The sequence below is a fragment of the Burkholderia sp. Bp9142 genome (assembly GCF_003853415.1).
Taxonomy (GTDB): domain Bacteria; phylum Pseudomonadota; class Gammaproteobacteria; order Burkholderiales; family Burkholderiaceae; genus Burkholderia.
The window spans coordinates 27265-43140 of sequence record NZ_QTPP01000031.1; the positions used below are offsets into that span (position 1 = coordinate 27265).

Here is a 15876-nt window from a genome sequence, read left to right on the forward strand (position 1 = left end):
GGTTTGAACGCAATGCTCCATTCATGGTTCGGGCGCCGCGCGCGCCAAGGCTGGATGCTCGCGTGCGCATTCGCGGCAGCCGCGCTGCTCGCCGGCTGCGACAACGCGCCGAAATTCCAGAATCTCGACATCACCGGCAACACGCAGTTCGGCAGTGAATTCTCGCTGCCCGACACGACCGGCAAGGTGCGCACGCTCGCCGGCTTCAAGGGCAAGGCTGTCGTGATGTTCTTCGGCTATACGCACTGTCCGGACGTCTGTCCGACGACGATGGCCGAATTGTCCGAGGCGCTGAAGCAGCTCGGCCCCGATGCCGCGAAGCGCGTGCAGGTGCTGTTCGTCACCATCGATCCGGAGCGCGACACGCCCGCGCTGCTCGGCCAGTACGTGCCCGCGTTCGATCCGTCGTTCATCGGCCTGCGGCCGGCCGACGAAGCGCAGCTCAAGAAGGTCACGAAGGATTTCCGCGTGTACTACGCGAAGGTGCCCGGCAAGACACCCGGCAGCTACACGATGGATCACACGGCCGCGAGCTACGTGTTCGATCGCGACGGCAAGCTGCGCCTGTTCGTGCGCGACGGCCAGGGCCCCGGCCCGTGGGTGCACGACCTGAAGCTGCTGGTCGACTGAGCGGCGCGCGCCGCATGATCGCACGGGCGCTCGCCCGGCGAAACGCGTGACGGCCGCGACGCGCCGTCACGCATGCTTCCTTCTTTCCCTCGATTTGCAATCGCCGCCTCGCGGGGCGGCGTGCTTGCGCGCGTGCATTCGCGCCCGAGCGCGTTACGGCAGCGCCGGCACGTTGAAGCCCTGCGCGGCACGCGTGATCTTGAATTCGGTCACCCGATACGTCGCGAGCCCTTCGGTAACGAACGGATCGGTCCCGAGGATCGCGTCCAGTTCGCCGCGGTCGATGCGGGCCGCGAGGATCACGCCGCCTTCGCGCGGCACCTTCGGCCCCGCCGCGATGAAGATGCCGCGCTCGAACAGCGGCTGCAGAAACGCACGGTGGCGTTCGAGCGCATCGTCGATGCGCTCGAGCGACGCGTTGTAGTGGATGTCGATGACGTACATGGATGGCCCCGGAATGTCGCCGGCGCGTCGTGCGCCGGCCAGCCGGACTTTGTAGCACAGCCGTCGCTGCGTGTCGTGCCGGCCGTCGTGCGGCGCACGCGTGTATTCAAGATGTAAGTCCCGCTGCCGTAAATACGGAGGCAACCGTTTGCGCGCGACCGGCCGTTCGCGCGCATCGCGGGCATCGACTTCGACAACGAGGCACGCAGATGAGCAGAATGAGTTTGAACCGCAAGCTGTGGCTCGCGCTTGCGCTGGTATGGATCGGTCTGCTCGGCGTCGGCGCGTGGAGCGCGTACGAGACGCGCACGACGATGCTCGCCGAACGCAAGGAAGGCATCGCCAACCTGGTCGACTCGGCGGCCGGCATCGTCAAGGCCTATCACGCGCTCGCGCAGAGCGGTGCGCTGCCCGAGGCCGACGCGAAGCGCGATGCGCTCGCGAGCCTGGCCGCGATGCGCTACGGCGAGTCGGGCTACGTGTTCGTGATGGATTCGAAACCCGTCGTGCTGATGCACCCGACGCTGCCGAAGCTCGTCGGCACGCAGGTCGGCGATTATCTCGATCCGGACGGCAAGCCGCTGTTCGTCACGATCCTGAACGCCGCGAAGGCGACCGGCAGCGGTTTCGCCGAGTATCGCGGGCGGCTGCCGCACAGCGAGACCGCGGTGCCGAAGATCAGCTACGTCACGCGCTTCGCGCCGTGGGACTGGAACATCTCGAGCGGCGTGTTCCTGAAGGACATCGATACCGTTTACTACCGGACGCTGTTCGGCCACCTCGCGGTCGTGTTCGTGATCGGCTTCGTGATCAGCGCGGCGATGCTCGTGATCATCCGCAACGTGCGCGGCAGCCTCGGCGGCGAGCCGGACGAAGCGGCCGCGCTGGCGACCCGCATCGCGCAGGGCGACCTGTCGCGGCCGGTGCCGGTGCGCGCGGGCGACAGCACGAGCATGATGGCGGCGATGCGCGACATGCAGGCGCGCCTGCAGGCGACGATTGGCGGGATCCGCCAGTCGGCCGAGTCGATCGCGTCGGCGAGCCGCGAGATCGCGTCCGGCAACGACGACCTGTCGCAGCGCACCGAGGAGCAGGCCGCGTCGCTCGAGGAGACGGCCGCGAGCATGGAGCAACTGACCGCGACGGTGAAGCAGAACGCCGACAACGCGCGGCAGGCGAGCGGGCTCGCGAACAACGCATCGGAGATCGCGCGCGCGGGCAACGACGTCGTGAGCCGTGTGATCGGCACGATGGGCGAGATCGACGACAGCTCGCGCAGGATCGCCGACATCATCGGCGTGATCGAGGGCATCGCGTTCCAGACCAACATCCTCGCGCTGAACGCGGCGGTCGAGGCCGCGCGCGCCGGCGAGCAGGGGCGCGGCTTCGCGGTGGTCGCGGGCGAGGTGCGTTCGCTCGCGCAGCGCAGCGCGACGGCCGCGAAGGAGATCCGCGAGCTGATCGTCGATTCGGTCGAGCGCGTGCGCAACGGCTCGACGCTGGTCGGCCAGGCCGGCACGACGATGGGCGAGATCCTGCAGGCGGTCTCGCGCGTGACCGACATCATGGGCGAGATCGCGGCCGCGTCCGAGGAGCAGGCGAGCGGCATCACGCAGGTCGGTCGCGCGGTCACGCAGATGGACCAGGTCACGCAGCAGAACGCGGCGCTCGTCGAGGAGGCGGCTGCGGCCGCGGCGTCGCTCCAGGAGCAGTCCGGGCGGCTGCGCGACGCGGTCGGCGCGTTCCGGGTCGGCGATGCCGGCGGGCGTGCGCGTTGAACGCAACTAACGGCCAGACCGCGCATCGTCCGCCGGGCACCGCTGCGGTGCATACCCATATGAGCGGGATGTATTTCACTTCCGGCCGATCCTGTGACACCATTTGCCCCTTCCTGCGAGTCCGGGCATACCCGTATCGCGCCCCATTTTCAGTTAGCAAGAAAGCGAGAAACAGATGAAGCGTCGCAGTCTCCTGAAGGTATTTTCCGTGCTGGCCACCGGTGCCGCGCTGACGCTGTCGGCCGGCGCGCACGCCGAGGACAAGGTCATCAAGGTCGGCACGGTGGCCGGCCCGGATTCGGAAGTGTGGCAGGTCGTGCAGAAGGTCGCGAAGGAGAAGGAAGGCCTGAACGTGAAGGTCATCGAGTTCAACGACTACGTGCAGCCGAACGCGGCGCTCGATTCGGGCGACCTCGACGCGAACAGCTTCCAGCACCAGCCCTACCTCGACAGCCAGGTGAAGCAGCGCGGCTACAAGATCGTCAGCGCGGGCCTGACCTACATCTCGCCGATCGGCGTGTACTCGAAGAAGTTCAAGTCGCTGAAGGACCTGCCGCAAGGCGCGAAGCTCGCGGTGCCGAACGATCCGTCGAACGAGAACCGCGCGCTGCTGCTGCTGCAGACGCAAGGCGTGATCAAGCTGAAGGCCGGCGCCGGCACGGGCGGCAACAACGCGACGGTGCTCGACATCGCCGAGAACCCGAAGAAGCTGAAGATCTCCGAGCTCGACGCCGCGCAGCTGCCGCGCGTGCTGTCGGACGTCGACGCCGCGGTGATCAACACGAACTATGCGCTCGCGGCGAACCTGCAGCCGACCAAGGACGCGATCGCGCTCGAGTCGCTGACGAGCCCTTATGCGAACCTGATCGCCGTGCGCGCGAAGGACAAGGACCAGCCGTGGGTGAAGAAGCTGGTCAAGGCGTACCAGTCGCCGGAAGTGCGGGAATTCATCAAGAAGCAGTTCAAGGGCTCGATGGTCGCGTCGTTCTGAACGCCGCACACCGGTCGGACCGCTGAAACGAAAGGCCTGCACATCGCAGGCCTTTTTTCATTGGTGCGCGGGCAGGCGACTGCCCGGCGTTCAGCGCCGCCTCACATCTCGCCGCGCCGCGAGCAGATCGACATGATCTGCTGGATCGCATAGTTGTCGCGCACGCCCGGCAACGACTGCACCACGCACTCGTGGAAGCGCCGCTCGCGCGGCAGCAGCATCGCGTTGTTGCGGTACAGCGCATCGCAGGAGCGCTGGATCAGCTGGGCCGCCGCGCCGTTGCGGCTCTCGCGCAGCGCGCCCAGCATGCACTCGTCGTACTGCGCGTAGTCGTCGGTCAGCGCGAATGCCGCGCCCGGCAGCGCCAGCGCGACGGCGGCGCACGCGATCGCACGGATCCCCCGTTTCATGTGCCCTCCGATGGCGTGGATTGGGTCGGCGGACAGCATAACGTAAAGCGGCAAGTGCGGCTGACGCGTTGTGCCGATGACGGCGCGGACCGCCGCCGGCCGGGCTTCGCGCGCGTTTCGCGACGGCGCGGGGCGGGGTGCCGCATCCCGCCGGTTCGCATGCGGGTTTGCGTGCGGCTCCGGCCGGGTGAGCCGGACGATCCGGGCCGGATGGTTGCAGAGCGCGTTCGGACGACACAATCCGGCCACGCTTGAACCGGTGCGGCGTAACATGACGGCCGCGCCGGCTTTCCCGTCGGTTTTCCTCTGACGAAAACCGGTTTCGCACCGGTGCTGTGCGACGCGAGCGCATTGCCATATACTGTATATCCATACAGTTGTGGGTGGCGTCATGCTCGCATCCTCCATTTCTCCCGAATCCCTTCATCCGTCGCTGTGGCGCGGCTCGCAGCTCGCGCGCGGCGGTCCGCGCACGATCGATACCGGCTTCGCATCGCTGTCCGCCGAGTTGCCGGGTGGCGGCTGGCCGGTCGGCGGGCTCGTCGAACTGCTGGCCGCGCAGCCGGGCTGCGGCGAGATGCGGCTGCTCGCGCCCGCGCTCGCGCGCACCGTCAGCGCCCGGCGCCCGCTCGCGCTCGTCGCGCCGCCGCAAGCGCCGCATGCGACCGCGCTCGCCAGTCTCGGCGTGCCGGCCGACGCGCTGCTGTGGCTGCGCGCCGGCAGCCGCACGGATGCGCTGTGGGCCGCCGAGCAGGCGCTCAAGACCGGCTGCTGCGGCGCGCTGCTGCTCTGGCAGGACGCGCGGCCCGATGCGCTGCGGCGCCTGCATCTCGCGGCCGCGCGCACCGGCGACACGCTGTTCGTGATGCTGCGCCCGCTGTCGGCCGTGCGGCAGCCGTCGCCGGCCGTGCTGCGCGTCGCGCTGCATCCGGTGCCGGGCGGCGTGTCGCTCGACATCGTCAAGCGTCGCGGGCCCGCGCGCAGCGAGCCGCTCGCGCTCGATTTGCCGTCGCCCATCGTGGAGAGCCGCTATGCGCGTCTTGCTCGGCATCCATCTGCCGCGCCTGCCGCTCGACGTGTGCGCCCCGCCGCCGTCTGATGCGCAGGCCGGTGCGACCGGCTACGCGGTGCTCGAGCAGGGTGTCGTGCTGATCGCCGACGCGGCCGCGCGCCGGCAGGGCGTGCGCGCGGGCATGAAGCGCGGCGGCGTGCTCACGCTCGCACCCGGCACGCGGCTCGTCGAACGCGATCCCGCCCGCGAGGCCGATGCGTTGCGCGCGGTCGCGCTCGCGTTGCTGCGCTTCTCGCCGTGCGTCGCGCTCGACGACGAAGCGACGCTGATCGTCGACGTCGGCCCGAGCCTGCGCCTGTTCGGCGGCCTACCGTCGCTGTGCCGCCAGGTGCGCGCGACGCTCGCGGCGCTCGGCTATGCGGCGCGCCTGTCCGCCGCGCCGACCGGGCGCGGCGCGTGGCTGCTCGCGCGCGTGTCGGCCCGTGCGCGCATCCGGCGCCGCATCGCCGGGCAGGCGTCGCTCGTTCGTGCGCTCGACAGGCTGCCGTGCGTGCTGCTGCCCGATGCGCGTCCGTATGCGGGCTGGTTCGACGGGCTCGGTTGCCGCACGCTCGCCGATCTGCGCGGCTTGCCGCGTGCCGGGTTGCAGCGTCGTTGCGGCCCCGCGCTGCTGGCTTCGCTCGATCGGGCGTATGGCGATGCGGTCGAGCCGCTTGCGTGGATGGCGGTGCCGCCCGTGTTCGACGTGCGGCTCGAATTGCCGGAGCGCGTCGAATACGCGGAAGCCGTGCTGTTCGCCGCGCGGCGGCTCGTCGTGCAGCTCTGCGGCTGGCTGGCCGCGCGGCAGCTGTCGCTGGCCGCGATGACGTTCGATCTCGAGCACGAGCGCGGCCGCCAGGCCGTGCTGCCGACGCCGCTTGAGCTCGCGTTTGCGGCACCCGTGCGTGACGAGGCGCATTTCATGCGGCTGCTCGGCGAGCGGCTCGCGCGCGTCGAGTTGCCGGCCGCGGTGATTGCCGTGCGGCTGAAGGCCACGCGCGTCGAATCGGTCGCGCCGCCGGCCGACGATCTTTTCCCCGAGCCGGGCGGCACGAAAGAGACGCGCGAGCGGCTGTTCGAGCTGCTGGTCGCGCGGCTCGGCGCGGAGAACGTGCTGCGCGCGGCGCCCGTCGCCGATCACCGGCCCGAAGCCGCGAACCGCTGGCTGCCGCTCGATGCGCAGGCGGGCAAGCCGGCCGGCGGGTTGCCGGCCGCGCCGCCGAGGCCTGCGTGGTTGCTGGCGGAGCCGCTGCCGTTGTTGATGCGCGGGGAGCGGCCGGTATTTCATACGCCGCTCAGGATGATGTCGTCAGTGGAACGGATCGAGGCCGGGTGGTTCGATGGCCAGCTCGCTGCACGCGATTACTGCGTCGCGCAGGACGAGGCCGGTGCGTGCTACTGGGTGTTCAGGGCGCGGGCGAGGAGCGAGTCCGAGCCGCACTGGTTCCTGCACGGCCTGTTCGGGTGAACGGTCATGGTTGCGGAATTCAGTTGGCTGCCCGATTACGTGGAGTTGTTCTGCCGTTCGAACTTTTCGTTCCTGCATGGCGCGTCGCATGCGGAAGAACTGGTCGAGCGCGCGTTCGAGCTCGGCTATCGCGGGATCGCGATCACCGACGAATGCTCGCTCGCAGGCGCGCCGCGCATGCATGTCGCGGCGAAGGCGAAAGGGCTGCCGCTCGTCATCGGTTCGTACTTCGAAGTCACGCCGGATGAAGTCGCGCCCGGCCACGATCCGGGCCCCGGGGCGTTCGGGCTCGTGCTGCTTGCGCAGAACCGTGAGGGCTACGGCAATCTGTCCGAGCTGATTTCGTGGCGGCGGATGGCAGCGCCGAAGGGCACTTACAAGCTGACGTCGCGGATGCTGTCGATGCCGCCCGAGGCGTTTGCGCACTTGCGCGGCATGCCCGACTGCTTCGCGATTCTCGTGCCTGCGTATCCGGTGCGTGCGGACGTGCTCGATGCACAGGTCGCGTGGTTGCGCACGACGTTCGGCGAACGTGCGCGGCTCGGGCTCGTGCAGTTGCAGCGTGCGCTGGACGGTGCGCAACGCGACGAGATTCGTGCGGCCGGCGAGCGGCGCGACGTGCGCATCGTCGCGCTTGGCGACGTGACGATGCACCGGCGCTCGTGCAAGCCGCTGCAGGACGTGATGACGGCGATTCGCGTCGGGATGCCGGTCTCGGAGTGCGGCTATGTGCTTGCGCCGAATGCGGAGCAGCATCTGCGTTTGCGACAGCGGATCGGGCAGTTGTACTCGGCGGGCGAGATCGCGGAGACGTGCGCGATTCTCGATGCGTGTCATTTCGAACTGGACTCGCTGCGCTACGAGTATCCCGACGAGATCGTGCCGAAGGGGCTCACGCCGACGAGCTATCTGGAACAGGAAACCCGTGCAGGGGCGGCCGAGCGCTATCCGCACGGCATTCCGGAGAAAGTGGACAAGCAGATCCGGCATGAACTCGACCTGATCGCGAGGCTGAGCTACGAACCGTTCTTCCTGACCGTCTACGACATCGTCAAATACGCGCGCAGCCAGAACATCCTGTGCCAGGGGCGTGGCTCGGCGGCAAACTCGGTCGTCTGCTTCTGCCTCGGCATCACCGAAGTGAATCCCGAGCAGAGCACGATGCTGTTCGAGCGCTTCATCAGCGCGGAGCGCGGCGAGCCGCCCGATATCGACGTCGACTTCGAGCATCAGCGCCGGGAAGAAGTGATCCAGCATATCTACGAGAAGTACGGGCACGATCGCGCCGCACTCGCGGCCGCCGTCTCGACCTATCGCCCGCGTGGCGTGCTGCGCGAAACCGGCAAGGCGCTCGGTGTCGATCCGATGCTGGTCGATCGCGTCGCGAAAGCGCACCGCTGGTTCGATGGTAGCCGCGACCTGCTGCAGCAATTCTCGACGATCGGGCTCGATCCCGGGACGCCGCTCATCCAGGCGTGGGCCCGGCTCGCCGCGCGGCTGCTGAACTTTCCGCGCCATCTGTCGCAGCACTCGGGCGGTTTCGTGATCAGCCGCGGCAAGCTCACGCGGCTCGTGCCGGTCGAGAACGCGGCGATGGACGGGCGGCGCGTGATCCAGTGGGACAAGGACGATCTCGAAGCGCTCGGGCTGATGAAGGTCGATGTGCTCGCGCTCGGCATGCTGTCGGCGCTGCATCGCGCCTTCGACATGCGTACCGCGTGGCGCGGGCCGCCGGAGCCGGGTGGTGAGGCGTTCACGTTGAAGCACATTCCACAGGATGACGAAGCGACCTACGACATGATTTGCCGGGCCGATACGGTCGGCGTGTTCCAGATCGAATCGCGCGCGCAGATGTCGATGTTGCCGCGCCTGCGCCCGCGTACTTACTACGATCTGGTGATCGAGGTTGCGATCGTGCGGCCGGGGCCGATCCAGGGCGGGGCAGTGCACCCCTATCTGAAACGACGCCAGGGAATCGAAAAGGTCAGTTATCCAAAGGAGGACTTGAAGCCTGCGCTCGAACGTACGTACGGCGTGCCGATCTTCCAGGAACAGGTGATGCAGATCGCGATGATCGCGGCAGGCTTCACGCCCGGCGAGGCAGATGAACTGCGCCGCGCGATGGCCGCGTGGAAGCGCAAGGGCAACCTCGAGAAATATCACCGCAAGATCGTCGACGGGATGCGCGAGCGCGACTATCCGCCCGACTTCGCCGAACAGATCTTCGAGCAGATCAAAGGCTTCGGCGATTACGGTTTCCCCGAAAGCCACGCAGCGAGCTTCGCGAAACTCGCCTACGCCAGCAGCTGGCTCAAATGCCACGAACCGGCGATCTTTCTCGCCGCGCTGCTGAACAGCCAGCCGATGGGCTTCTACCCGCCGTCGCAACTCGTGCAGGACGCGAAGCGCCACGGCGTGCAGGTGTTGCCGATCGACGCGACGCTGAGCAACTGGGAAGCATCGCTCGAAGCGCTGCCTGACCAGCCGCCGCCACACGGCCAGCCCGCGGTGCGGCTCGGCCTGTCGCTCGTGCGCGGTCTCGGCGAAGCCGCCGCGCGACGCATCGAAATCGCGCGCACGGCCGGCCCGTTCGACAACGTCGATGCACTCGCGCGCCGCGCGCAGCTCGAACGCCGCGATCTCGAAGCGCTCGCCGCCGCGAACGCGCTCGCGACGCTCGCCGGCCATCGCCGCGATGCGCTGTGGCAGGCCGTCGCCGCGGCGCCGGAGCGCGACCTGCTGGCCGCCGCGCCGATCGACGAAGCGGAGCAGCCTGCACTCGGCGCGCCGTCGGAAGCCGACGACATCCTCGCCGACTATCACACCACCGGCCTCACGCTGAACCGCCACCCCGTCGCGCTGCTGCGGCCCGAGCTACGCGCGCGGCGGCTGTCGTCCGCGGCCGAACTGCGCGACCGCCCCGACGGCCGGCTCGCCCGTGCGTGCGGGCTCGTGACCGCTCGGCAGATGCCGGGCACCGCGAAAGGCGTGATGTTCATGACGCTCGAGGACGAAACGGGTTGCGTGAACGTGATCGTGCGGCCCGAGCTGCTCGCGCGGCAGCGCCGCGAAACGCTCGATTCGCGGCTGCTCGCGGCGTCCGGCGTGTGGCAGGTCGTGAGCGACGTGCGGCACCTCGTCGCGCAGCATTTCGAGGATCTGACGCCGCTGCTCGGCGGCCTGCGCACGTCGAGCCGCGAGTTCCACTGACGCGGCGCGCCGGTACGCCGCTCGCGTGTTGCGGCCGGATGCATACCAGTCGACCGAATTGGTTCTATTCCGGTCTCATTTTCAGCCCCCAAAACCCTGCGGATCCGGTGCCTGAATTGTCCCCTTGCATACCACTTCGGGTAAATCCCTATCCCGCATCGCATTGTAAACAAAGGCTTTCCCGCTACTAAAACGCTTGCCGGGCAAGGCTTCCGGCGATTTCCGCATCGCTAATACCAGTTCGTTGATTGGTATTATGGTGGTTATATAATGCGTTCACTTTCGACGGTCCGAGATCGTCGTCCGACACCCGGAGGCCCATGGAAACCGGCTGGTCCGAACTGGCGCCCGATTCCCTCGACGACACGCCGCTGTATCTGCAGCTCGCCCGCAACCTGACGAGCGCGATTCACGCCGGCGCGTGGCGGGCCGGCGAGGCGCTGCCGTCGGAGCGGCTGCTGTCGGGGGCGGTCGGCGTGTCGCGGATCACGGCCCGCCGTGCGCTCGCGCTGCTGGTCGAGCAGGGGCTGATCAAGCGGGCGCGCGGCGCGGGCAGCTTCATCACGCCGCGCGTGGCCGATCCGCTGTCGCGTCTCGTCGGCTTCACCGCGAAGATGCAGCAGCGCGGCTTCACGCCCGATTCGGTGTGGCTGTCGCGCACGCTGCGCGCCGCGAGCCGCGACGAGATCACGCGGCTCGGTCTCGCGCCGGGCGCGACGGTCGCGCGGCTCGAACGGCTGCGCCGCGCGGACGGCATCGTGATGGCCGTCGAGCATTCGACGCTGCCGGCCGCGGTGGTGTCGGATCCGCAGGCGCTGGGCGCGTCGCTGTACGAATACCTGGAGGCGCGCGGGATGACCGTCGTGCGCGCGCTGCAGCATTTTCGCGCGGCGAACGCGACGCACGAGATCGCGAAGTGGATGGCGGTGAAGCCGGGCTCGGCGCTGCTCGTGATCACGCGCATCGGCTACGGCGCCGACCAGCGCGCGATCGAAGTGACCGAAACGTATTGCCGCGACGACTATTACGACTTCGTCGCCGAACTGAAACGCTGACGCGCGAGACTGCTCGCGCGCCACGCGCAACGAAACGCAACGCAACGAATTTGCAAATCGCGACGCGGATGTCCGCGTCACCAGATCATCAAGAGAAACGTCATGCTGACTGGAAACATCCTCACCCCCGACGGCTGGATTCACGGCTCGCTCGACAGCGAGAACGGCCGCATCACCACGCTCGACGGCACGCCTGCCGATCCCGCGAAGAACGACGCGCCTTACATCCTGCCCGGCTTCATCGACCTGCACGTGCACGGCGGCGGCGGCGCCGACGTGATGGAAGGCGGCGACGCGATCGAGACGATCGCGCGCACGCACGCGCAGTTCGGCACGACGAGCCTGCTCGCGACGACGATGACCGCGCCGCGCGACGAACTGATGGAGGTCGTCGCGAACCTCGGCACCGTCGCCCGCACCCGCACGCCGGGCGGCGCGCGCGTGCTCGGCGTGCATCTCGAAGGGCCGTACATCAACCCCGGCAAGCTCGGCGCGCAGCCGGACGCGGCCGTGTCGGCGGTGCTCGACGAAGTGCTGAAGTACCTGTCGATCGCGCCGATCCGCGTCGTCACGCTCGCGCCGGAAATCGCCGGCCACATCGAGATCATCGGCGAGATGGCCGCGCGCGGGGTGCGCGTGCAGCTCGGCCACTCGCTCGCGACCTACGACGACGCCGTCGCCGCGCTCAAGCACGGCGCGTGCGGCTTCACGCACCTGTTCAACGCGATGTCGCCGCTGCATCACCGCAACCCGGGCCTCGTCGGCGCCGCGCTCGCGCATGCCGAGTACGCGGAAATCATCCCCGACCTGCTGCACGTGCATCCGGGCGCGATTCGTGCGGCGCTGCGCGCGATCCCGCGCCTGTACGTCGTGACCGACAGCACGTCCGCCACCGGCATGCCCGACGGCGAATACCGGCTCGGCAGCCAGCGCGTGACGAAGTGCCTCGGCGGCGTGCGGCTCGCCGACGGCACGCTCGCCGGCAGCACGCTGACGATGGACCAGGCGCTGCGCAACCTCGTGTCGCTCGGCCTGCCGATCGCCGACGTGTCGAACCGGATGTCGCGCTATGCGGCCGACTACCTCGGCGTCGCCGATCGCGGCCGCCTCGAGCGCGGCGCATGGGCCGACCTCGCCGTGTTCGATCGCGACCTGAACCTCACCGCGACCTACGTCGAAGGAGAATCGATTGTCGAATATGCTTAAGGAAGCGCGCGAGTCCGCCCGGGTCGTCGCCGCGCAACTCGCCGATACCACGCGCGTCGAGGCGCTCGCCGGCCAACTGCTCGACCACCCGCCGGCCGTCGCGCTGACGGTCGCGCGCGGCAGCTCGGATCACGCCGCCAGCTATTTCGCGAGCCTGACGATGAGCCGCCTCGGCGTGCCCGTCGCGTCGCTGCCGATGTCGGTCGCGACGCTGCAGCAGGCGCCGTTGAAGGTGCAGGACCAGCTCGCGCTCGCGTTCTCCCAGTCGGGCAAGAGCCCCGATCTCGTCAACACGATGGCCGCGCTGCGCGAAGCCGGCGCGCGCACCGTCGCCGCCGTCAACGTGCTGCCGTCGCCCCTCGCCGACGCGTGCGAGCACCAGCTGCCGCTGCTGGCCGGCCCCGAACTGTCGGTCGCCGCGACCAAGAGCTATATCGCGATGCTGTCGCTGTCCGCGCAGATCGTCGCGTACTGGCAGCGCGACACCGCGCTGATGACGGCATTGCGCGGCCTGCCCGACACGCTCGCACAGGCCGGCCAGCTCGACTGGTCGCCGGCCGTCGCCGCGCTCGCGGGCATCGAGCGGATGATCGTGATCGGCCGCGGCCTGGGTCTCGCGATCGCGCAGGAAGCCGCGCTGAAACTGAAGGAAACCTCCGGCATCCAGGCCGAGGCGTTCTCGAGCGCCGAAGTCCGTCACGGCCCGATGGAGCTGATCGACCGCGACTATCCGCTGCTCGTGTTCGCGCCGCCGGGGCCCGAGCAGGCCGGGCTGCTGCAGCTCGCGCAGGACATGCGCGCACGCGGCGCTGCCGTGCTGCTCGCGGCGCCCGCCGGCACGCCCGGCGCGACCTTGCCGCTCGCGCCATCCGCCCATTCGGCGCTCGACCCGATCGCCGCCATTCTTTCGTTCTACGTGATGGCGGCGGATCTCGCCGTCGCGCGCGGCCGCAATCCCGACATGCCGCGCCACCTGAACAAAGTCACCGAAACGCACTGATAGCCGAGACAGCCGATGAGACGCGCCGAGGAGTCCCAGTTGAAGAGTTCCACCCATGATCAGATCGTCCTGCTTAGCCCCTTGACCGGGCCGATCGTCGCGCTGGCCGATGTGCCCGATCCGGTGTTCTCCGGCGGGATGTTCGGCGACGGCATCGGCATCGACCCGCTCGCGGGCCGGCTCGTCGCGCCGTGCGCCGGCGTCGTGTCGCATCTGGCACGTACCGGTCATGCGGTGACGATCACGACACCGCAAGGCGCGGAAGTGCTGCTGCACATCGGCATCGACACCGTCGAGTTGAACGGGCAGGGCTTCGCCGCGCACGTCGAGGCCGGCGCGCGAGTCGCGGCGGGCGACCTGCTGATCGAGTTCGACCAGGACGCGGTCGCGCGCAGCGCGCATTCGCTGGTCTCGGTGATCGCGATCGCGAACTCCGACGCGTTCGACGTCGTCGAGCGCGCGAGCGGTTTCGCGACGGCCGGCGAGACGCCGCTCTTGACGCTGCGCGGCAAGGGCGAAGCCGCCGCGCAGGCGGCGCAGGCCGGCGCCGCGGCGATGAACGAAGTGCGCCGCGAGGTCGTGCTGACGCAACCGGGCGGCCTGCACGCGCGGCCGGCTGCGCGGGCGCGCGAAGCCGCGCGCGGGCTCGATGCACATGTCGACGTGCATTTCGACGGCCGCAAGGCGCCGATCGCAAGCGTGGTCGGCCTGCTCGGCCTCGGCGCCGGCGAGGGTGCGACGATTGAACTGGTCGGCCGCGGCGCGCACGCGCAGCAAGCCGTCGACGCGGTCGCGCACGAACTGCTGCGCGAAGCGCACGGCGAGGTCGAGGAAACACCGGCACGGCTCAAGTCGCCCGCACCGCGGGCGGTCGTGCACAACACCGGCGCAACCCTCGACCCGAACACGCTCGCGGGCGTGTGCGCGGCGCCCGGCATCGCCGTCGGCACGCTCGTGCGTCTCGACGATGCGGACATCGTGCCGCCCGAACAGGCGACCGGCACGCCCGCGTCGGAAAGCCGCCGGCTCGACCAGGCGCTGAAGGCGGTCGACGCCGAACTCGACGAAACGGTGCGCAACGCATCGGCGCGCGGCGCGGTCGGCGAGGCGGGGATCTTCGCGGTGCATCGCGTGCTGCTCGAGGACCCGACGCTGGTCGACGCGGCGCGCGACCAGATCAGCCTCGGCAAGAGCGCGGGCTTCGCGTGGCGCGCGACGATCCGCGCGCAGATCGACACGCTGTCGAAGCTCGACGACGCGCTGCTCGCCGAGCGCGCGGCCGACCTGCGCGACATCGAGAAGCGCGTGCTGCGCGCGCTCGGCCACACGAGCGGCGCGACGCGCGCGCTGCCCGGCGAGGCCGTGCTCGCCGCCGAGGAATTCACGCCGTCGGACCTGTCGTCGCTCGATCGCCAGCGCGTGACCGCGCTCGTGATGGCACGCGGCGGCGCGACGTCGCATGCGGCGATCATCGCGCGCCAGCTCGGCATTCCGGCGCTCGTCGCGGTCGGCGACGCGCTGTACGCGATTCCGGACGGCACGCAGGTCGTCGTCGATGCGAGCGCGGGCCGTCTCGAACACGCGCCGACCGCGCTCGACGTCGAGCGCGCGCGCCACGAGCGCCAGCGTCTGGACGGCGTGCGCGAGGCGAACCGGCAGCTGGCCGGCGCCGCCGCCGCGACCACCGACGGCCGGGCGATCGAGGTCGCCGCGAACATCGCGACACTCGACGACGCGAACACCGCGGTCGACAACGGCGCGGACGCGGTCGGCCTGTTGCGCACCGAGCTGATGTTCATCCATCGCCAGGCCGCGCCGAGCGTCGTCGAGCACCAGCAGAGCTACCAGTCGATCGTCGACGCGCTGCAGGGCCGCACCGCGATCATCCGCACGCTCGACGTCGGCGCCGACAAGGAAGTCGACTACCTGACGCTGCCGCCCGAACCGAACCCGGCGCTCGGCCTGCGCGGCATCCGCCTCGCACAGGTGCGCCCCGACCTGCTCGACGATCAGCTGCAGGGCCTGCTCGCCGTGAAGCCGTTCGGCGCGGTGCGCATCCTGCTGCCGATGGTGACGGATGCGGGCGAGCTCGTGCGGCTGCGCAAGCGCATCGACGAATTCGCGCGTGCGCGGGGCCGCACCGAGCCGATCGAGGTCGGCGTGATGATCGAGGTGCCGTCGGCGGCGCTGCTCGCCGACCAGCTTGCGCAGCACGCGGATTTCCTGTCGATCGGCACCAACGACCTGACGCAGTACACGCTCGCGATGGACCGCTGCCAGGCCGACCTGGCCGCGCAGTCCGACGGACTGCATCCGGCCGTGCTGCGCCTGATCGACATCGCGGTGCGCGGCGCGGCGAAGCACGGCAAGTGGGTCGGCGTGTGCGGCGCGCTGGGCGGCGATCCGCTCGCGGTGCCGATCCTCGTCGGCCTGGGCGTGACCGAACTGTCGGTCGACCCGATGTCGGTGCCGGGCATCAAGGCGCGCGTGCGCCGTCTCGATTACCAGCTGTGTCGCCAGCGTGCGCAGGATCTGCTCGCACTCGACTCGGCACAGGCGGTAAGGGCAGCAAGCCGCGAGGTCTGGCCGCTCGACTGAACGTCGGCGGCGGGCGCGCGGCCCGTTTCACTACG

12 protein-coding genes are annotated in these 15876 nt (G+C 69.5%); 10 read left to right on the forward strand and 2 right to left on the reverse strand.

Going from position 1 to position 15876, the window contains the following annotated elements; translation table 11 throughout:
• The first annotated feature begins 12 nt into the window (after nucleotides 1–12).
• Nucleotides 13–630, forward strand: a complete 618-nt coding sequence (locus DIE22_RS27680; protein WP_124606526.1) for an SCO family protein — start codon at nucleotides 13–15, stop codon at nucleotides 628–630.
• 153 nt (nucleotides 631–783) lie between these two features.
• Here DIE22_RS27680 and DIE22_RS27685 read toward each other — a convergent pair whose 3' ends face one another.
• Complete coding sequence (locus DIE22_RS27685; protein WP_124606527.1) at nucleotides 784–1074, reverse strand: YciI family protein; 291 nt, start codon at nucleotides 1072–1074, stop codon at nucleotides 784–786.
• Between the two features lie 209 nt (nucleotides 1075–1283).
• Here DIE22_RS27685 and DIE22_RS27690 point away from each other — a divergent pair, with 209 nt between their 5' ends.
• Nucleotides 1284–2852, forward strand: a complete 1569-nt coding sequence (locus DIE22_RS27690; RefSeq protein WP_124606528.1) for a methyl-accepting chemotaxis protein — start codon at nucleotides 1284–1286, stop codon at nucleotides 2850–2852.
• A 175-nt stretch (nucleotides 2853–3027) separates the two neighbouring features.
• The gene (locus DIE22_RS27695) at nucleotides 3028–3843 is read left to right on the forward strand and encodes a MetQ/NlpA family ABC transporter substrate-binding protein (RefSeq protein WP_124496719.1); all 816 of its coding nucleotides are present in this window, start codon (nucleotides 3028–3030) and stop codon (nucleotides 3841–3843) included.
• Between the two features lie 101 nt (nucleotides 3844–3944).
• Here DIE22_RS27695 and DIE22_RS27700 read toward each other — a convergent pair whose 3' ends face one another.
• Nucleotides 3945–4253: a VF_A0006 family four-cysteine protein gene (locus DIE22_RS27700; protein WP_124496720.1), complete on the reverse strand. Its 309-nt coding sequence runs from the start codon at nucleotides 4251–4253 to the stop codon at nucleotides 3945–3947.
• Between the two features lie 391 nt (nucleotides 4254–4644).
• On the opposite strand from DIE22_RS27700, the gene imuA reads away from it, so the two are divergent.
• The 7 genes from imuA (at nucleotide 4645) to ptsP (ending at nucleotide 15841) form a co-directional block, all read left to right on the forward strand.
• Nucleotides 4645–5352, forward strand: coding sequence for a translesion DNA synthesis-associated protein ImuA (gene imuA / locus DIE22_RS27705; RefSeq protein WP_124496721.1), 708 nt, complete (start codon nucleotides 4645–4647; stop codon nucleotides 5350–5352).
• Entirely contained in the window at nucleotides 5285–6772 is a 1488-nt protein-coding gene (locus DIE22_RS27710; protein ID WP_124606529.1) for a DNA polymerase Y family protein, read from the forward strand. The genes imuA and DIE22_RS27710 overlap by 68 nt, the downstream gene beginning before the upstream one ends.
• A gap of 6 nt (nucleotides 6773–6778) precedes the next feature.
• Nucleotides 6779–9982 carry an error-prone DNA polymerase gene (locus DIE22_RS27715; protein ID WP_124606530.1) on the forward strand — a complete coding sequence of 1068 codons (3204 nt, stop codon included), beginning with the start codon at nucleotides 6779–6781 and terminating at the stop codon, nucleotides 9980–9982.
• A 320-nt stretch (nucleotides 9983–10302) separates the two neighbouring features.
• Nucleotides 10303–11037: a GntR family transcriptional regulator gene (locus tag DIE22_RS27720; RefSeq protein ID WP_124606531.1), complete on the forward strand. Its 735-nt coding sequence runs from the start codon at nucleotides 10303–10305 to the stop codon at nucleotides 11035–11037.
• 102 nt (nucleotides 11038–11139) lie between these two features.
• A complete protein-coding gene (gene nagA, locus DIE22_RS27725) occupies nucleotides 11140–12243 on the forward strand; it encodes an N-acetylglucosamine-6-phosphate deacetylase (protein WP_124496725.1) in 1104 nt (367 codons plus the stop codon).
• On the forward strand, nucleotides 12236–13243 hold the full coding sequence (locus DIE22_RS27730) for an SIS domain-containing protein (RefSeq protein WP_124606545.1): 1008 nt from the start codon (nucleotides 12236–12238) through the stop codon (nucleotides 13241–13243). Before nagA ends, DIE22_RS27730 begins: the two co-directional genes overlap by 8 nt.
• A gap of 15 nt (nucleotides 13244–13258) precedes the next feature.
• Complete coding sequence (gene ptsP / locus DIE22_RS27735; protein ID WP_124606532.1) at nucleotides 13259–15841, forward strand: phosphoenolpyruvate--protein phosphotransferase; 2583 nt, start codon at nucleotides 13259–13261, stop codon at nucleotides 15839–15841.
• Nucleotides 15842–15876: the final 35 nt, after the last annotated feature.